The organism is Actinoplanes lutulentus (assembly GCF_003259845.1).
Lineage (GTDB): Bacteria > Actinomycetota > Actinomycetes > Mycobacteriales > Micromonosporaceae > Actinoplanes > Actinoplanes lutulentus.
This window is the reverse complement of sequence record NZ_QLMJ01000006.1, coordinates 76,797-95,207: the sequence shown is the minus strand read 5'-3', so window position 1 is coordinate 95,207 and position 18,411 is coordinate 76,797. Positions and strand designations below refer to the sequence as shown.

The window sequence follows — 18,411 nt, the reverse complement described above, 5'->3', positions numbered from 1 at the left end:
GTCAACAAAACTAGAGGTACGTGCGCAACCTGGCCGCCAGCAGGTCTCCCCGGACGCCCGAGTTGGGGCACCCACCGAAGTGATGCAGCGCCACAACCTTGTTGGTCCGCCGCGACAGCACCGGCGAACCGGACGAACCCCCCGCGGTGTCACAGAAGTACGAAATATCGGAATGCGCCGTATAGCCGGTGTAGTCCGGGTTCTCCACCGCGCAGTTGCTGGCCTTGTCCCCCTTGGCCCCGGCGATCTTGGTGGGTTCGCCGGCCGGGTGCTGTGGCACGTAGAGCTCCTGCCCCCGCACCGGCCTGCCGGTGTCGAAGGTGAGGTATCCGAACTTCTCCACCGTCGCGAACCCGTCGACCGAGAAGAGCGTGTAATCCAGCGTCTTGTCGGTGGCGAGCACCTTGTCGCCCCAGACCTTGGTGGGCTTGAAGACGTCGTACCCGCCGCACTTGGCGCACTGGTAGTTGAACCACACCTCGGTGTCGTACGCCTCGGTCGTCGACGTGAGGCAGTGGTTGTTGGTGATCATCCGGTTCTGCGGGCCGACACGCCAGCCGGTGCAGAGCTCGGTCCCGTTGATCAGGAGCCGGGCGATCGCCTTCGACTTGGTGTAGGCCACCGGGTCGGCCGACTGGTAACAGACCGCGTCGCTGGAGGTGTCCGCCCCGCAGACCGACTCCTCCCGGCCGGGCCCGGCCTTCTGCCGTTTGGAGGCCTTCTCGGTACGGTCGAAACCCTTGGCGACCCGGTCCACCCGCACCCCGAGATCGCCGAGCAGGTCGCCGAGACCCAGCGGATTGACCGCCCGGTGCATCCGGACCACCGCGGTCTCCCCGGTGATCGACATGGCCCAGCGGCTGGACTCCGGATCCTTCGGGGCGTCGTATCGGTAACTCTCGGTGCCCTCGGGGTTGGAGACGGTCAGATAATCCCCGGGCAGCATCGCCATCCGGTCGAAGTGCACCTTCACGTACGACGCGCCGGGGTAGTGGAACTTCTCCACCTTCGGCCCGGTCAGGTACTCCAGCACCCTGCGCACCGGCACCAGCTCGCCGATCCGCTCCCGTCCACCTGTCGCTTTCGCGGACTCGATGGGCCGTTTGCGCGTACCCGGGGAAGGCGGCGCGACGGAAGTCGCGGAGGGAGCCGCGGCAGAGGGCGTGGCCGGTGAGACGCTCGCGCTCTCCGAAGGTCTGGGTGTCGCCGTCGCACGCTCCGCGCGCGCCGATTCCTCGATGGTCGCGGCAGGTGCCTTCGCTTGCGCTGCCACTTCTTGGGTACGCGCTACCGCCGGCGATTCGTGCCAGATGCCGACCGGGCGATCGCCGGCCCGCGTGACCACTACCGCAGTGGCCGTGCCGGCCAGCGCGAAGGCGGCACACGTGCCGATGACGATGCCTGTCTTGCGTCGCATGCCACTCCCGTACGTCGTCGGCCGTTTCGCACCTGTGTAACGAGCCACGTACCTACGCGACGCGCCGAGCGAACGGGCACACTGGTGCGGTGCGCATCACCTCTGCCCTCATCGACCCCGCGCTCCTGGACCTGCCGTGGCACATTCCCCTGGAGGATTGGCCCGCAGATCACCTGGTCGCACTCCCGCAGGGCATTTCGCGGCACATCGTCCGGTTCGTCAAGCTGAACGACACCGTCTACGCGATGAAGGAGACCCGCGAGCGGATCGCCGAGAAGGAGTACGACCTCCTCCGCGCGCTCGAACGGATCGACTTCCCCGCGGTGCAGGCCGTGGCCATCGCGACCGACCGGCAGACCAAGGAGGGCGAACCTCTCGAGACCGTGCTGGTCACCCGGCACCTGCAGTTCTCACTGCCGTACCGCGCCCTGTTCTCCCGGGTGCTGCGGCCGGAGACGATGAACCGCCTGCTGGACGCGCTCGCCGCCCTGATCGTCCGGATGCACCTGACCGGCTTCTCCTGGGGTGACTGCTCGCTGTCGAACACGCTGTTCCGGCGGGACGCGGGCTCCTTCGCGGCGTACCTGGTGGACGCCGAGACCGGCAACCTGTACCCGAAGCTCTCCGAGGGCCAGCGCAGCGAGGACATCGAGATCCTGCGGCTGAACATCTTCGGCGAGTGCCTCGACCTGCAGGCCGCCGAGCTGCTGCACGAGTCGATCGACCCGATGTCCGTGGTCGACGACATCGTGGCCCGCTACGAACGGCTGTGGCACGAGGTCACGTACGAGCAGGAAGTGGCGAAGGACGCCCGGCACCACATCGAGCGCCGGATCCGCCGTCTCAACGAGATGGGCTTCGACGTCGCCGAGGTGTCTATGTCCACGATGGATGGCGGTTACCGGGTGCGGCCCAAGGTGGTCGACGCCGGGTACCACACCCGCCGGCTCATGCGGCTCACCGGACTCGACGCCGAGGAGAACCAGGCCCGGCAGCTGCTCAACGACCTGGATACGTACCGGGCGGAGAGCCACCTCACCGACGAGCAGCAGGCCGCCCATCGCTGGCTCACCGAGGTCTTCGAGCCGGTGGTCCGCGCCGTCCCGGCGAACCTGCGCCAGAAACTGGAGCCGCAGGAGATCTTCTCGCAGATCATCCAGCACAAGTGGCTGCTCTCCGAGCGGGCCGGCCGGGACGTCGGGATGGGTCCGGCCGTCGGGTCGTACCTGACCGAGGTCCTGGTCAACAAGCCGGACGAGCAGGCCGTGCTGGGTGTGGACGCGGACGATCTGAGCGCTGTGGAAGTGGAAGCCGGTCTTCGTTAGGTTTTGTCGGGTTGCCAGCTCGGCTTTTGTCAGGTCGCCAGCTCGCTTTCGTCAGGTCGCGAGCTCGACCAGGCCTCGGAGTCCGGCCCGGCGGGCGACCACCAGGATCCGGTCGCCCTCGGCCAGCACCCGGCGGCGGTCCGGCACCCAGTCGACCCACTCGCCGCCGTTCGCCGACATCCCGAGCACCCGTGACTCGCCCGGGTGCTCGGCGTGTTCCAGCGGCGCGCCGTCCAGCAGCGACCCGGCCGCGACGGTGACCGTGGCGACCAGCACGGCGTGCCGGTCGACCGGGATGGTGGTGTGCACGTCGCGTTCCAGCAGCGCGGCCGCGAAGACCGGCGCGCAGAGCCGGGACACGCTGCGCGACGTGTTGATCTGGAACGCGGACTCCATCCGCTGGGCGAAGTCGTCGTCGAAGAGCCGCAGCACCACCCGCAGGTCCTCGTGGTTGCTGCGGGCGCGCAGGGCCGCTTCCAGGTTTACCGGGTCGTTGGTGGAGAGCACCACCAGCGCCTGACAGGTGTCGATCGAGGCGGCCCGCAGCGTCTCCTCGGACGCCGCGTCGCCGGTGATCACCGGGATGCCTCGTTGCCGGGCCGGCTTCACGCCCGGTGCGTTCGGGTTCCGGTCGATCGCGACCACGCGTACGCCGAGGTCGTGCAACTGGCGCATCACCTGGGTGCCGACAGTGCCGAGCCCGACCAGCACCACGTGGTCGGCCAGCTCGCTGGTGAGACGGCCCTGCGTCAGCGCCAGACGCGCGTTGACCATGCCGTCCACCACGGCCGCCGTGATCAGCGGGATCAGCGCGAGGCCGGCGATGGTCAGTACGAGCTGGGCGGCCTGGGCGATCGCGTTGCGCCCCTCTTCCACATCGGACGAGCCGACCGCGGTCAGCAGGGTGATGTAGATCTGTTCCCAGAGGTTGTGCGGATTGTTGTCGTACCCGTTCAGGACCGCGCCGGCGACAAGCGTGGTGCCGATCGTGATCATGACGGCGATGCCCAGTTTCCGGCTCAGCGCGGCGCGTACCGCCCGTGCGAACGTGAGTATCCGCCGCGGCCGGCGACCGGCCCGGGACAGCAGCCGCCGGGTCACGTCCTCGCCGGGCGGGCGGCCGACCGCCTCGGCCAGCACCAGGTCGGTCGGCAGCATCTCGGCGGCGGACGGCTCGGCCGGTAGCACGCTCACATCACCGTCCGCGTCGGTGACGGTCAAGGTCAGGACGGTACGCCGGGCCGGGACGTCGGCCCGCTGTGCGACGTACAGCGTCCGGTTGGCCCGCCGGAAATGGGTCGGCGCGACCTCGCCGAGCGCCGCCGCGACGAAGGCCGGCGCCGCCATCTCGGCGTCGGAGAGCACCGCGCAGTCCGGGAAGAGCCGGTCGACGCTCTTGGACAGGCCACGGCTCGACATCCGGACCACCACCCGCAGAGTCGCCTCGACCTCGCGGGCACAGAGCGCGGCGTGCAGGTTGGTCATGTCGTCCGGCATGACCAGGGCAAGCGCCGTGGCACCGGCCAGTCCGGCTTCCTCGAACGCCTTCTCGTCCAGGCGATCGGCTTTCTGCCACTCGACGCCGCGGTCGGCCAGTCCGGCCAGATCGGGTACGTCCGCGCGTACCCGATGGGGAGTGATCACTGTGATCCGGATCCGGTCCCGTGAGTTCGCCAGCTCCTCGGCCAGCGTGTAGACCAGGGCATCCGCACCGCAGAGCACCAGGTGGAGACGGTTGTCCTCATCGGACTCGGGCTGGTTTGCCGGTAGAACACTCACGTTCGCAGATCGTAGTCAGCCGGAACCCCCGGCCGGGGCCGCTCGTTGCCCCATCCGAACCATTCGTCCGACTTGGTGGGTATTAGCCCGATGGGTATTGCATCGGCCCATCGACCGAAGCGGCTTGGAGATGATCAGTGCGGAAGTTGTGGTGTGCCGGAGCGATCGCCGGTGGGATCCTGCTCTTCGGGGCAGCGCCTGCCCTGGCAGACGAGAGTCCGCTGTCCGCGGCCCTGCAGGAGACCGGTGACTTGCGGGAGTTCGCTCCGCTCGCCTCGGACCCGCTCAGTGGACAGCCGCTGATCAATTATTCGGCGGGGGGCTTCGGGCGTACCGAAGCTGGTCGCACTGGAAAGAAGCCCGCGCCTCTCCTGCCCGCAGCCGACGTGGTGGGCGGGACCCTTCCGTCCGGCGTCGCTGCCGCCGCAGGCGGCAAGACGGCGAGCCGGACCCGCGGAGCGCTCGGCAGGCTGCCCAACCCGGGGCCGGCCGCCCTGGACGCCAAGGACGCGGCGTTCTCCAACCTGCCGTTCGAGACGCTGGTCAGCGGTGGGACGCAGAGTTTCACCGCGCTCGGGCCGGACGGGGTCGGCACCAATGGCGCCCCGAAGCCGGAGGCGGCTCGCAAGCCGGCTGAGCTGCCGGTGGTCGGTGGTGTCCAGCGGCGCCTTGATGATCTCGGCAATGATGTGGCCGGGTTGCCGCTCGGCGGGTCGCCGGTTCAGCTCCAGTCCGGCCGGGCAGTGCCGTCGTCTCCGTCTTCTGTCGCGCCTTCTTCCGAGCCGTCGCTCGCGCCTTCTGAGGCTCCGGCGGTCGCGCCTTCGTCCAGCGTTGCCGCTTCCCCCAGCGTCGCAGCCTCTCCCAGCGTCGCAGCCTCTCCCAGCGTCGCCGGGCGGGACAAGATCGACGACCCGCGTCTGCTCGAAGAGCCCACCGAGGGCCTCAACTGATTCTTTGATCCCAGCGAGAGCGCGCGCTGCCAGCGTCCAGCAGCGCGCGCTCTCGCGCAGCTTTTCCCTCAAGCAAACGAGAACAGTGCGAAATCGGTCTCCCGCACGCAGGCGAGAACCGTCGTGTTCCACGCGCAAGCGCCCGGCCGCACATCCCGCAGCAGCCCCATCTCGGCAGCCTCGTCGCCCACGTGAACCCCGGACAGCGAACGGCTGCTCACCGACGTCGTCAAACTGTCGGAAAACCGGAGGACGTTGCCGGCGTCAAGGCGTACCGCGACACCCGGCACGGTCCACATCGGATCACCACCGACATCCAGGAACGTGCTCGACTCGTCCGTCACCACCAGCAACGACCCGCCGACCGGGGTAAGTGAATCGACGTCGGGCACGTCACGACGCCAGACCTCGCCGCCCTTGACCGCGTCGACGGCCACCACCTGGTCCTTGTCATGGCTGTAACCGGCCGTCTCGACGAAACAGAGCCGCGCCTCACCGCACGGGGTCAGATCGCTCATCGAAGCCGCCGGCGCGGCGGTGTGCAGGGTCGCCGGCTCACCGAGCGTCTCCAGGTCATAGGCGAAGATCCGCTGAGCGTTTCCGGACTCCTGCACGAACAACCGTCCATCATGGGCGACCACTTCGTCGGAGGTGGAGGCGACACTGGGCCGGGCCTTGGCGATCTTTCCGGTGCGGATGTCCCGCACGCTGACCGACCGATCACTGTTGATCTGCACGAACCGGTCGTCGTCCGACACATTCGGCGAGAACGGCCGTCCCGCCGAACCCGCCGGCCCCGCCAGGTCCGCCGGAGTGGTGACCGTGACGACTGTCGTCGAGTCCGGATCTTTCTCCTCCCACCGGACCTTCCCGCTCGCCAGATCGAGCCCGAGCAGCCGCGACTCCACCCGGTCGACCAGCACCATCGTGTCCGCACCGATGTGCACGACGTCCGAACCGCCGAGCGGCCGGTTCCACAGGACCTTGCCGTCGTCGGCGCCGAGCACCCGCATCTGCGCCTTGCCGGTGCCGGATTCAAGATGCGAGAAGACCACCAGCCCGGTGGGCAGCGCGATCATCCGATCCCAGAGCGTCGAGACACCGGCCGCCGGATTGCTCCAGACGACCTCCCGGCTATCCGTGTCGACCGCGACCACACCGAGCCGCCCGTCCGCATCCGAGCTGGCGAAATAGGCCCGATCCCCGATCACCTCGGCGTCCGACCAGGCCGAGCTGATCGCCACCGCCGGATCAAACCGGGCGATCTCCTCCACCGGGTGAAAATCCAGCGCCCGGACACCCGGCCAGAAAACCACCGCGGCGGTCACGCCAAGCGCCACGGCGCCGGCCACCACCAAGATCAAAACCCGCTTCCGGTACGCCTTGACGACCGGTTCCTCACGAGTCGCCGGCATCGGCGGCGTCCCCGCGATCGTCCAGGTGGCGTCATCTTCCGGGCTCATCTGATGGGGCAGCTGATGTCCGGCCGCGACCGCGGCGGCCTCTGCCGTCGCCCAGGGGTCGACCGGCTCGGCGTACCCGTCCTTCTCCCCCGGAGACGCCATTACGCCACCCCTTCATCCACGACCGTTGTCGGCCCGTCATGCTACCGATCCCCAGGTAGCAGGTTTGCCGCCGCGCGACCTGGAGACGATCGTGATGTGCAGACCTTCCTGCCATACCCGGACTTCACGGGCAGCGCGCAGACCCTCGACCCGAAGCGGCTGGGCAAACAACGGGTCGAAACCATCCAGGTCCTCCGAGGCCTGATCCAGCCCGGCTACGGCTGGCGCCACCACCCGGCCGTCAAAATGTGGCAGGGATACGAGGAGGCCCTGGTCCGCTACGGCCTGGACATCTGCGCGGCCTGGACGGCCACCGGCCGAGCCGACACCTGCGCCGCAACCCTCCTGACCGACCTCCGAGCCGCAACCGGCATCACCACGATCCGCACAGCGGCCGAACTCTCCGCAGCCGGCGAGATGCCACCCTGGCTGGGCGACGAGCCCTTGCACAAAAGCCACCGCTCAGCCCTCCTACGCAAGGACCCAACCCACTACCGCCCCCTGTTCGGCCCCGACCTACCCGACGACCTCCCCTACATCTGGCCCCCACCAGCCCGCGCCAAAACCCCACAAAGCTGAGAGAACAACACCCACCCGCGAAGCCCGAGATCGCGACCCCGCCAATCGTGTCGACTTCGGGTTCGCTACGCCCCCAAACTCGACACGCACCGGCGGGGCACTCCCAGCGTGTCGAGTTGAGGCGCGTAGCGAACCCGGAATCGACACAGGCAGGCGGTTCGCGACGTGCGTGTTGATTTAGGGCGCGTAGCGAACCCGAAGTCGACACGCACGCTCTGGGCTGCGGGATCTTGGGCTTCGGGCCCCCGCGGGATGTGGTTCGGGGACCAAGATTGCCACGAGAGGGCGGGCGAAAGGGCCGAAAGCGATCTAGGCCCGGGCTTCCGCTGCCTGCCGGATTTCGGATGGTCAGCTGGGTTGGTTGCGGGCGTCCGTTGGGGGGATTTCTGGGGTTGGCTCGCTCAGGTCCCAGCTCAGGAGGGTGAAGGTCATTTCCTCGCAGGCTCCGGCTCGGCGGTACGTGGCCAGGGCTGCCTTGTTGTCGGACTCGGTGGCTACCCACATGCCGTAACAGCCGTTCTCGCGGGCGATCTTGGCGAGGGACTCGACCAGGGCGCTTCCCACCCCCTGCAGGCGGGCCACCGGGGCCACGCCCAGCTCGTAGACCAGCATCTCGGTGCCCTTGTCCGGGTGGGTGGTCTCCACGCCGCTGATCATGCCGACCGGGCGGTTCTGCTCGTCGTACGCCAGGAGGAGGTGGTGGTTCGCGTCGGACAGGAAGCGGGTGGTGGCCTCCTCCAGCGGGGGCGTGTCGAAGAGGTCGGCCGCGCGGTGGACCTCGGAGGCCGCGGTTACTCGTTCGATACGCATTGCGCCACGATAGCCATCCGCCGATGGGTGAACTGAGCGAAACCCGCGCCGGGGCCGGCGGCGGGACGCGCCGGGCCGGGGCCGTCAGGGGCGGAAAATGACTGGGCTTGTGGTCGGGCGTACCCAAAAAAAGCGTGACCTCCCCGAATGGAGAGGCCACGCCTGGTTTTCAGTTTCAGATGCGCTGGCCGGAGCCGGCGTTGAAGACGTGCAGGGCGCTGGGGTTCGGCTTGATGTAGACCGTCTCGCCCATGCTCGGCATGTAACGACGCTCGGTGCGGACGACGAAGCGCTCGGAAGCGCCGCCGACCTCGGAGTGGCCGTAGACGTTGGCGTCCGAACCGAGGTCCTCGACCAGGTCGACGACGATCGGGAGAGCGCCGGTCGACTCGGTGACCACCTCAGCGGCCTCCGGGCGGAAACCGACGGTGACCTTGCCGTCGCCACCCTGCTGGGCGGCGGCGACCTGCTCGCGGGTCAGCGGGAGGTTCAGCGCACCGAACGTCGCGCCCGACTCGGTGAGCGGGACCGTCTTGATGTTCATGGCCGGGGAGCCCATGAAGCCGGCGACGAAGACGTTGCCGGGGGTGTCGTAAAGCGCCCGCGGGGTGTCGACCTGCTGGAGGACACCGTCGAGCATGACGGCGACCCGGTGGCCCATCGTCATGGCCTCGACCTGGTCGTGGGTCACGTAAACGGTGGTGACACCGAGCTTCGCCTGCAGCGAGGCGATCTGCGAACGGGTCTGGACGCGGAGCTTGGCGTCGAGGTTCGACAGCGGCTCGTCCATGAGGAAGACCTGCGGCTGACGCACGATCGCGCGGCCCATCGCGACACGCTGACGCTGACCACCGGAGAGCGCCTTCGGCTTACGCGAAAGGTATTCCTCCAGCTGGAGCAGCGCGGCGGCTTCCTTGACCGCGCGGTCGATCTCCGACTTCGGAGTCTTGCGCAGCTTCAGGGCGAAGGCCATGTTCTCGTACACCGTCATGTGCGGGTACAGCGCGTAGTTCTGGAACACCATCGCGATGTCACGGGACTTCGGCGGGAGGTTCGTGACGTCCTTGTCGTTGATCAGGATGCGACCGCGGTCGACATCCTCAAGGCCGGCGAGCATGCGCAGGCTGGTGGACTTGCCACAGCCGGAAGGGCCGACCAGAACGAGGAACTCACCGTCGCCGATCTCGAGGTTCAGCTCGTTGACGGCGGGACGCTCAGAGCCCGGGTAGATCCGGGAGGCCTTGTCGTAAGTGACGGTAGCCATGGTGAATCGACTTCCTTTCCACCGGCAGGAACGTGCCGGACGATCCGAGTAGAAGGAACTGCCTGGCAAACGTAATTGTTTTTCACCGTCATGCCAAGATGGCAGCCAAATCACCGGACGTTATGCTGAGGCCTGATACGCCCCTGTAGCTCAGATGGCTAGAGCACCCGTCTTGTAAACGGGAGGTCGTCGGTTCGATCCCGACCGGGGGCTCGCCGAGGCCGGAGTCTACCTGCGGAGAGCGCAGGTGGGTCGGCTCGCTTCGCTTGCCGGGGGGCCGAGCCCCCCGAACCCCCCACGTTGACTGTTGGTTGCGCTCTGTGGGTGGTTGCGCCCCCCTTGGGTACGCACGGAGCGGGTCAGCGGTTCTCGATGCGCCAGAGTTCTAGGGTTCGTCTGACGCCGCCGATTGCTAGCAGGGTGCCGGTGGGGTTGATGTCTACGCTGGCGATGATGTCTTGGCCGGTCAGCTCGTCTAGTAGGCGGCCGGTTTCGGTGTTCCATAGGCGGACGTTGCCGCCCGTGTCGCCGGAGGCCAGGAATTTGCCGTCGGGGGAGAATGCCAGGTTTGTGGTGATCTCGCCGCTGGTCTTGAAGGTTCGCAGCTGGGTGCCGGTGCTGATCTGCCAGAGGCGGACGGTGCCGTCCTTGCTTGCGCTCGCCAGCAGGTCGTCGTCGGCGGGGTGGAACATCACCTCGTACACCGTGTCGGTGTGGCCTTTCAGGGTGGCCGTTGGTTTCCGGCTGGCCAGGTCCCACACCACGACGTCCTGTTCGCCCCGGCCGGCCGCGAGGGACTTGCCGTCGCCGCTGAGCGCCACGCCGAAGACGGCGGTGTTCGGCGCCGAGTCGAGCAGCCCGCGGTCCGATCCTCCGCCGAGATCACGCAGCCGTACGTCACCGCCGGCGCTTGCCACGGCCACGGTCGAGCCGCCGTCGATGAGCGCGAGCAGCGGAGGGTACGGCGCGGAGGCTGCCGCGCCGGTGAGCTTGCCGGACTGACGGCCGGTCTCGACATCCCAGAGGCGAACGGTGTTGTCCAAGCCGCCGGAAACCAGCCCGCGACTGTCGGACGTGAATTCAAGGTCGATCACCTTGCCCTCGTGGCCCCGCAACGTGGGCAGCTCCCGGCTGGTTGCGGTCTCCCACACCCGTACGGTTCCGTCGTCGGCGGCTCCGGCCACGTAGCGGCCGTCGGGGCTGAAGCGGACGCACTCGACCACGTCGGTGAAACCGGTCAGCACGGCGGCGGCGCTGAGAGTCGGATCGGCTGGTGTGTTCCGAGGCTCAATGAAGTCGTCGCCTTTGCCGAGCGCGACGATGGCGAGCAGCGCGAAGACCAGAACCAGCACGACCGCAGCGATGGTGTGCGATGACTGCCAGTCGTCGTCCTGGTCCGCCGCGCGGTTGGCCTGGAGGCCGGGTGACCAGGCCGGTGGAAGCACGGCCGTAGGCGTGGCTTGAAGCGGCACGGACACGGGTGTGGCTTGAAGCTGCACGGGCGCAGGGGCGGGCGCAGGCGCAGATGCCGGGGCGGGCGCGGGCGCAGATGCCGGGGCGGGCGCGGGCGCAGATGCCGGGGCGGGCGCAGGGACGGGCGCGGGTGCCGGGGCAGGGACGGGCGTAGGCGCCGGCGCGGCGGCTGGAAGGGCTGATGGGAGGGCTGCTGGCTGGTCGGCGTGGAGGCTGCCCTCGGCGACGATCAACTCGGGCTGGTCGATGACCGTCGGGACGATCCGGAGCCGCCGGTGCAGCAGGGTGCTGACGAGCGGGATCCGGCCAGAACCGCCAACCAGGAAAACGCCCGCGACGGCTTCGGGGGCTACCCCCGCCTCCCGGAGCACCGCGAGCGTGAGGTCGACGGTCCGGTCGAGCAGCGGGCGCGCCGCCGCGTCGAACTCGTCCCGCGTGACGTGCAGATCAACCCCGACCAGCGGCAGGTGCAGGTCGGCGCTCGTATGCCTGGACAGCAGCTCCTTGGCAGCGCGTGCGCCCTGCCAGACCGCGTACCGGGCCTGATGCTCGGCGGCCGTCTGCGGCCAGTCCAGCCGGCCCCAGGCCTCCTGGGCGTCGGTGTGTGCCCGGGCATGCTCGACGATCGTGGTGTCGAGATCCCGGCCACCGACGTCGATGCCACTGCTGGCCAGCACCGTGAAACCAGCGGGCACCGCGGAACCATCGGGCACGGTGGAACCAGCCGACGACCCGCCGCGACCGGCCGGCACCGCGGAACCGGCCGGGGTCAACCGGACCACGCTCACGTCGAACGTACCCGCGCCGAGGTCGTAGATGACAAGGCTCTGCCCGGATGCGAAGCGGTGACCGAGGACGGTGACGAAGTAGGCCGCCGCGGCGACCGGTTCGGTGACGAACACGACCGGGCCGAGGCCGGCGCGGCCGGCGGCCTCGGTCAGCACACCGAGGCGGGCAGGCCCCCAGCCGGCGGGGTGTGTCAGCACGATCTCGTCGGGCGGGCCACCGGCGGCCCGGCGGGCCTCGTCCAGCACCCGTCGCAGGACGGCGGCGAACAGGTCGGCGACGGCGTACTCCTGCTCGCCCAGCCAGGCGGTGTCGTCGTCGACCAGACGTTTCGGGGCGGCCTCGTAAGCGCCGGGTGATGCGACCGCGGCCCGCGCGGCGTCGGCGCCGGTCAGCAGCGTGCCGTCGGGACCGGCGAAAACGCCGGACGGCATGAGCGGTGAGGCGTCGAACAGCAGCGGGCGGATCTGCCCGTCCCGCCCGGCGAGCATCGCGACGGTCGTGGTGGTGCCGAAATCGATTCCGAGCCGTACCCGAGCGTCAGCCACGGGCCACACCGCCGGCCGCCGAGTCGATCCCAGCCCCGGCTCCGGACCGCCACCACTGTCGCAACGCGGCGAAGACCGGCACCCGCACCACCACGGAGACGGTGAGCGCGGCCAGCCCGGCGCCGTACAGCCGATCGGCGTCGGTGAGAACCGCCCAGCTGTAGAGCAGGACCAGCGCGAGCTGCATCAGCGACACCACGAGGAACGGCCAGGTCAGCACCCGGATCGGCCGGGGCACGCCGGCCGAGGCAGCGGCCAGGAACAGCGTGGTGACGACCAGATCAGCGGCGACCACCAGCCCTCCGGCGCCCTCACCGAGGTAGACGATGTCGGTGAAATTCCGATACGCGATCCCGAGCAACGGCAGGAGCAGGCTGAGTACGGCGGCGAGCACCGCGGCGAGAGCGAGGACACGGGCTTTGGCAGGCAACGGCCGGCGTGACGACACCTCAGAGATCGTAATCGATACGGCAAGCGTCCGATACGCAGCGGAACCGCGCGATCACTGCAAGAGGGCTCCACTCGTTGATCTTGCATGAGTTCCGTACTGGTGACCGCGCTTGTCGCGGTCCTGACCCTGCCCCTCTCAGGACCTCCGTCCGAGTGGACTCAGCCCGGGTACGGCCCGGGCGCGACCTTCTACAACCCGCTGGAAAACGGCCTTGATCCGTCGAAGCTCGTCAAACGGTGGGAGATCCCGACCCACGGCTCACCGGAGTGTGAAATCGGCCGGGAGCCGCTGATCGCGGGCGGCAACGTCTATTCCAGCGCGGCGGGAGGCTTCGCCGCTTTCGACCCGGCGACCGGCGCCCGGCGCTGGTTCACCAAGCTGGTCCGCCGCGGGATCACCCGGATGGCGATCGCCGACGGCAAGATCGTCACGCTCACCTACACCTGCGACGGCCAGGGCAGCTTCCTGACCGCCTTCTCCGCCACGACCGGAACCCGGCTGTGGGAGGTCCCGATCGGCGGGCCGGCGCAGGACATGGTGGTGGATCGGGGTGTGGCAGTGGTCGACACCCGGCCGGACTACACGCTCAGCACCACGGGTTACCGGCTCGGCGACGGCGGCCGGCTGTGGCGGCTCACCGGGACCCGGGGCGACGGCCTGCTCTCCTCCGGCGGACGGCTGCTGCTGCGCACCAACGAGAGCGGCGCCCGGGCCGTGGACATCAAGACCGGCGGAACCGTCTGGCAGACCACACAGAATTGGTACGCCGTAGGCAGCGACCCGGCCGGCACCAGGTTCTACGTCAGCGGCACCGGCGGCGCCCTGGCCGCGGTGAACGCGGCGAACGGCTCGACGATCTGGAAGTCCGACGTACCGTCGCCGGGCGTGACCGCCGACGACAAGCGGGTTTACCTGCCGCGTTATCGCAGCGTGCTCTGCCTCGACGCGGGGACCGGCCGCAAGCTCTGGTCGGTGCACCTGCCGGACGCGGCGGGCCAGCCGGTACGCGCGGGCGCCCTGCTGTTCAGCCCGTCCGGAATCGACTCACCGCTGTCGATCGTCGACGCGGTGACCGGCAGGGCGATGAAGGGCGGGATGCCGAGCGACCAGCATTACCCGCCGGCTGTCGCGGGCGGCCGCCTGTTCCTCACGGACGGCGACCGCCTGCGCGCGTATTTCTAGCCCTCAGGCCCGCCGGCGACGGCTGACCTCGGCGAGGGTCACCGCGGCCGCCACGCTGGCGTTCAAGGACTCCACGTCGGAGGCCATCGGGATGCCGACCCGCAGGTCACAGGTCTCGCCGACCAGGCGGGACAGCCCACGGCCCTCCGAGCCCACCACCACGAGCAGCGGGCCGACCGCCGCCTCGAGCTGGTACAGGTCGGTCTCACCGTCCGCGTCCAGCCCGATCGCGATGAACCCGGCCTTCTGCGCCGCCTTGATGGCACGGGTCAGGTTCACCACCTGGGAGACCGGCACACGGGCCGCCGCGCCGGCGCTGGTACGCCACGCCGTCGCGGTGATCCCGGCCGCACGCCGCTCGGTCATGAACACGCCGTGCCCACCGAACGCGGCGACCGAGCGGATCACGGCGCCGAGGTTGCGCGGGTCGGTGATGCCGTCGAGCGCGACCAGCAGCGGGGCGGTCTGCTCCAGCGACGCCGCGACGAGGTCGTCGAAGTCCTCGTACGCGAAAGGCGGCACCTGAAGGCCGACGCCCTGGTGCAGCACGCCACCGGTCATCCGGTCGAGCTCGTTGCGGCTGATCTCCAGGATCGGGATGCCCCGGTCGCCGGAGGTCCGGACGATCTCGGTGATCCGGTCGTCGATGTCGATGCCCACCGCCACGTAGAGCGCGGTCGCCGGCACCAGCGCACGCAGCGCCTCGACCACCGGGTTGCGGCCGAGCAGCAGCTCGGGGCCTTCCTTGGTGGGGTTGGACTTGCGGCCCGGTGCGACCCGGGGACCGCGCGGACCGGAGGCCCGGCCGCCACGAGCAGCGGCGGTGGCCCGGGTCATGCTCGTGCCACGGCCACCGCCCCGGCCCCAGGTGGTGTCCTTGGTGCCCGGCGCGCCGATCTTGGGCGCCCGGCCCTCGGCTGCCGCGGCGCGGCGCTCTTTGTCCTGCTTGCGGGCGGTCTTCTCGGGCAGCTTCTCGGTGCCCGAGTAACCCTTGTGCCACGGGCGCTCGTCGGCGGGCAGGGTCTTGCCCCGGCCCTTGAGGCTCCCGCGGTTCTTGCCGCCGGAGCCCATGGCGGCGCCCTTCTTGGAAGTGGAGCGCTTGCTCGCGTTGTGAGTATTTCCTGGCATCAGTGCTCTCCTACCGTCCAGCGCGGCCCGGTCGGAGTGTCCTCCACCTGAATACCCGCGTTCTTGAGCTGGTCCCGCACCGAGTCGGCGGCAGCCCAGTCTTTCCGTGCGCGGGCCTGAGCCCGCTGTTCCAGTGCCAGGGCGACGAGTCCGTCGACCACCGGCTTCAGGTCGTTGCCGTTCTCGCCGCTGTTGTCCCACGCGGGGTCGAGCGGGTCGATCCCGAGCACACCCAGCATGGCCCGGACCGCGGTGAGCGCGCCCCGGATCCCGGCCTCGTCGCCGGCGGCGAGCGCGGTGTTGCCCTCACGGATCGTGTCGTGCACGACGGCGAGCGCGGCCGAGGTGTTCAGGTCGTCGTGCATCGCGTCGGCGAACGCGGGCGGCACCGTCTTGGGCCGGCCGGGGCCGACCACCTCGACGGAGCGCTGCACGAACCCCTCGATCCGGCGGTACGCCACGGCGGCCTCGCGCAGCGCCTCCTCGGAGTAGTCGATCCGGGAGCGGTAGTGCGGGGAGGCCAGGTAGTAGCGCACCTCGACCGGGCGGATGCCGGACTCGACCAGCGAGTCCAGGTCGATCACGTTACCCAGCGATTTGCTCATCTTGGACTCGCCGAGGTTGAGCAGCGCGTGGTGCACCCAGTAACGGGCGAAACCGAGGCCGGCCGCCTTGGACTGGGCGATCTCGTTCTCGTGGTGCGGGAAGGTCAGGTCGAGGCCGCCACCGTGGATGTCGAACTCGTCACCCAGGTAACGCCGGGCCATCGCGGAGCACTCGATGTGCCAGCCGGGCCGGCCCCTGCCCCAGGGCGAGGGCCAGGTGGCGTCATCGGGTTCGGTCTCCTTGACGCCTTTCCAGAGCGCGAAGTCTCGCGCGTCCTTCTTGTGGCGGTCGGGAGCGTCACCGGCAGAGCGCATGTCGGACGGCTTCTGGCCGGACAAAGCGCCGTACTCCGGGAACGACGACACATCGAAATACACGTCACCGCCCTCGGCGGCGTACGCATTACCGCTGGAGATCAGCGACTGGATCAAGGCGTGCATCTCGGTGATGTGCCCGGTCGCCAGCGGCTCGTAGGTCGGCGGCAGAACGTTCAGCGAGCGGTAGTCACGGTCCAGCAGCAGACGGTTCTCGAAGGCGATGGCCCAGAACGGACGTTTCTGCTCCTGCGATTTCTGCAGGATCTTGTCATCGACGTCCGTCACGTTGCGGACGAAGGTCACCTCGAAGCCGGTGTGCAACAGCCAGCGGCGCAGGACGTCGTAGTTGACGGCGGACCGGAGATGCCCGATGTGTGGTGAAGACTGCACGGTGAGACCACACAGGTAGATCCCCGCCTGACCGGGGGTCATCGGGACGAAATCCCGGACCGATCGGGTCGCGGTGTCATACAAGCGCAGCGTCACCGTACAAGGGTACCGGCACTAAATAGCAGAAGGCCGCCCCACCTCAGCGGGGCGGCCTTCCAAAGATCAACAGATGAGGATCAGCGTCCGCCGACCGCCGCATAGGCGTCGACGATGCCGTATCCGTAGAACCCGTTGAACTGCTTGCTGCCCTCGCAGAGCGCGTCGAACTCGGCCGGGCGGCCCTCGTTCGCGTAGCTCACCAGGCGCGGGGTCGGGCAGGCCTGCTCGGCCGCCGACTTGTAGAGCTGCTTCTCGACCACGTTCGGGTCGAGGGTGATGCCACCACGACGCCAGTCGGTCTTGCCGTAACGGCTGACGATCAGCGCGGCGACACCGGCGGCGTGCGGCGACGCCATCGAGGTGCCCTGCAGGTACGTGTAGTACCCGCACTTGCCGGCCTTCGTGCAGTCCTTGAAGACCAGGCCCTCACCGGCGGGCAGGATGTTGCCGGCCGCGTCCACCAGCTCTTCCTCGATCAGCACGTTGAGCGGGTAGCTGGAGAGGATCCGGTTGCCCGGGGTGTTGTAGGTCGGGGTGCCGAAGCCGTCACGGGCGTAACCACCCGGGGCAGCGACCGAGATCTGCTCAAGACCGTAGTTGCTGAAGTCGGCCTTCTTGCCCGACGGGCCCACCGACGAGACGCCGATGACGTGCGGGCCTTCGACCGGCAGGTCCCAGCAGGAGCTGTTGTCGATCGGACGCTCGTACGGGTCGGCGCCGTAGTCCGGGCTGGAGATGTCGGTCCGCGGCTTGCCGAGGTCCTCGTGGTTGTTGCCGAGCGCGCCGACCAGGGTGACACCCTTGCGGTGCGCGTAGTTCAGCGCCCGCTTCATGCCGGCGATGATGGCCCGCTGCTCCGCCTGGTCCTCGGCGCTGTCCGCCGGGTTGGACGTGCAGTTGTAGAGCCACGGGTCGACGTAGAACGACATGTTGACCACGTCGATGCCGACGTCAGCGGCGTGGGTGAGGCCGTTGACCACCGGGTCGAGGAAGAAGTAGCCGGAGTCCTGGCCGGCCTTGAGCTCGACCAGCGTGACGTCCGGGGCGACACCGGAGATGCCGGTGCCGTTCGCCGCGGCGCCGACCGTGCCGGCCACGTGGGTGCCGTGCCCGCCGTCGTCGGTGCCGACCGGGTCGAGGCAGCTCGCGACCTCACACGGACCGTCGATGTCGGTGATGTCCGGCGCGAAGTTGCGGGAGAGCTTGGTGCTGAAGTGCGGCGCCAAGTCCGGGTTGGACGCGTCCAGACCGGTGTCCAGGATGCCGACGGTCACGCCCCGCTCGCCGGACTCGATCTTGCGAGCCTTGTCGGCACGGATCTGCTTGAGACCCCAGAGCTTGTCGTCCAGCGGGTCCAGCTTCGGGCCCTTGGCCGAGGAACCCTTTCCGGAATGCCCGGTCTTCTCCACCTTTTCCAGACCATTCGGCGCCTGGCCGATTGCCCGGCGCTCGGAAGCACCGATCAGCGCACCCGACTTGATGGCTTTCGCAGTGAATTTCGTGTCTTTCGAGGTAACCCGATAGACGCCGACCGAGTCGTTGCCGGTCACGATCGTGCCGCCGGCGGCCTTGATGGCGGCCGAGGCCTCCGCGGCCGAGGCGCCGTCGGCGGCCACGACGGTGTAATCGACCGCGTTACCTGGCTCGGCAACGGCCGAACCAGGTACGACGGTCAAGAAAGCCAGACCGGTCGCTGTAACGACCGCCCCCGTGATGACGCGTCTTCTCATGGAATTCGCTCC

Annotated in this window: 14 protein-coding genes and 1 tRNA gene; 5 read left to right on the top strand and 10 right to left on the bottom strand. The window is 69.0% G+C overall.

What is annotated here, in order from left to right:
* Positions 1-10 precede the first annotated feature (10 nt).
* Positions 11-1,417: a trypsin-like serine peptidase gene (locus B0I29_RS15710; RefSeq protein ID WP_111649733.1), complete on the bottom strand. Its 1,407-nt coding sequence runs from the start codon at positions 1,415-1,417 to the stop codon at positions 11-13.
* A gap of 89 nt (positions 1,418-1,506) precedes the next feature.
* Here B0I29_RS15710 and B0I29_RS15705 point away from each other — a divergent pair, with 89 nt between their 5' ends.
* Positions 1,507-2,742 carry a DUF4032 domain-containing protein gene (locus B0I29_RS15705; protein ID WP_111649732.1) on the top strand — a complete coding sequence of 412 codons (1,236 nt, stop codon included), beginning with the start codon at positions 1,507-1,509 and terminating at the stop codon, positions 2,740-2,742.
* Positions 2,743-2,793: 51 nt separating this feature from the next.
* Here the strand turns inward: B0I29_RS15705 and B0I29_RS15700 are convergent, their stop codons facing one another.
* A complete protein-coding gene (locus B0I29_RS15700; RefSeq protein WP_111649731.1) occupies positions 2,794-4,521 on the bottom strand; it encodes an NAD-binding protein in 1,728 nt (575 codons plus the stop codon).
* A gap of 137 nt (positions 4,522-4,658) precedes the next feature.
* Here B0I29_RS15700 and B0I29_RS15695 point away from each other — a divergent pair, with 137 nt between their 5' ends.
* Complete coding sequence (locus tag B0I29_RS15695; protein WP_146616799.1) at positions 4,659-5,471, top strand: hypothetical protein; 813 nt, start codon at positions 4,659-4,661, stop codon at positions 5,469-5,471.
* 68 nt (positions 5,472-5,539) lie between these two features.
* On the opposite strand, the gene B0I29_RS15690 is transcribed toward B0I29_RS15695, so the two are convergent.
* Entirely contained in the window at positions 5,540-7,036 is a 1,497-nt protein-coding gene (locus B0I29_RS15690; RefSeq protein WP_111649729.1) for an outer membrane protein assembly factor BamB family protein, read from the bottom strand.
* A 96-nt stretch (positions 7,037-7,132) separates the two neighbouring features.
* On the opposite strand from B0I29_RS15690, the gene B0I29_RS15685 reads away from it, so the two are divergent.
* Complete coding sequence (locus B0I29_RS15685; RefSeq protein ID WP_111649728.1) at positions 7,133-7,615, top strand: MSMEG_6728 family protein; 483 nt, start codon at positions 7,133-7,135, stop codon at positions 7,613-7,615.
* Between the two features lie 348 nt (positions 7,616-7,963).
* Here the strand turns inward: B0I29_RS15685 and B0I29_RS15680 are convergent, their stop codons facing one another.
* Entirely contained in the window at positions 7,964-8,425 is a 462-nt protein-coding gene (locus tag B0I29_RS15680; protein WP_111649727.1) for a GNAT family N-acetyltransferase, read from the bottom strand.
* Positions 8,426-8,600: 175 nt separating this feature from the next.
* Complete coding sequence (locus B0I29_RS15675; RefSeq protein WP_111649726.1) at positions 8,601-9,689, bottom strand: ABC transporter ATP-binding protein; 1,089 nt, start codon at positions 9,687-9,689, stop codon at positions 8,601-8,603.
* Positions 9,690-9,828: 139 nt separating this feature from the next.
* Here B0I29_RS15675 and B0I29_RS15670 point away from each other — a divergent pair.
* Positions 9,829-9,902: transfer RNA gene (locus B0I29_RS15670), tRNA-Thr, on the top strand.
* Positions 9,903-10,048: 146 nt separating this feature from the next.
* On the opposite strand, the gene B0I29_RS15665 is transcribed toward B0I29_RS15670, so the two are convergent.
* Both B0I29_RS15665 and B0I29_RS15660 read right to left on the bottom strand, forming a co-directional pair.
* Positions 10,049-12,496, bottom strand: a complete 2,448-nt coding sequence (locus B0I29_RS15665) for an Hsp70 family protein (RefSeq protein WP_146616798.1) — start codon at positions 12,494-12,496, stop codon at positions 10,049-10,051.
* On the bottom strand, positions 12,489-12,944 hold the full coding sequence (locus B0I29_RS15660) for a hypothetical protein (protein WP_111649724.1): 456 nt from the start codon (positions 12,942-12,944) through the stop codon (positions 12,489-12,491). The genes B0I29_RS15665 and B0I29_RS15660 overlap by 8 nt, the downstream gene beginning before the upstream one ends.
* Positions 12,945-13,031: 87 nt before the next feature.
* Here B0I29_RS15660 and B0I29_RS15655 point away from each other — a divergent pair, with 87 nt between their 5' ends.
* Complete coding sequence (locus B0I29_RS15655; RefSeq protein WP_111649723.1) at positions 13,032-14,129, top strand: outer membrane protein assembly factor BamB family protein; 1,098 nt, start codon at positions 13,032-13,034, stop codon at positions 14,127-14,129.
* 3 nt (positions 14,130-14,132) lie between these two features.
* On the opposite strand, the gene rlmB is transcribed toward B0I29_RS15655, so the two are convergent.
* From rlmB to B0I29_RS15640, 3 genes are all read right to left on the bottom strand, one after another.
* Complete coding sequence (rlmB, locus tag B0I29_RS15650; protein ID WP_111649722.1) at positions 14,133-15,257, bottom strand: 23S rRNA (guanosine(2251)-2'-O)-methyltransferase RlmB; 1,125 nt, start codon at positions 15,255-15,257, stop codon at positions 14,133-14,135.
* The gene (cysS, locus tag B0I29_RS15645) at positions 15,257-16,666 is read right to left on the bottom strand and encodes a cysteine--tRNA ligase (protein WP_111649721.1); all 1,410 of its coding nucleotides are present in this window, start codon (positions 16,664-16,666) and stop codon (positions 15,257-15,259) included. The genes rlmB and cysS overlap by 1 nt, the downstream gene beginning before the upstream one ends.
* An 80-nt stretch (positions 16,667-16,746) precedes the next feature.
* A complete protein-coding gene (locus tag B0I29_RS15640) occupies positions 16,747-18,399 on the bottom strand; it encodes a S8 family serine peptidase (RefSeq protein ID WP_111649720.1) in 1,653 nt (550 codons plus the stop codon).
* Between the last annotated feature and the right edge of the window lie 12 nt (positions 18,400-18,411).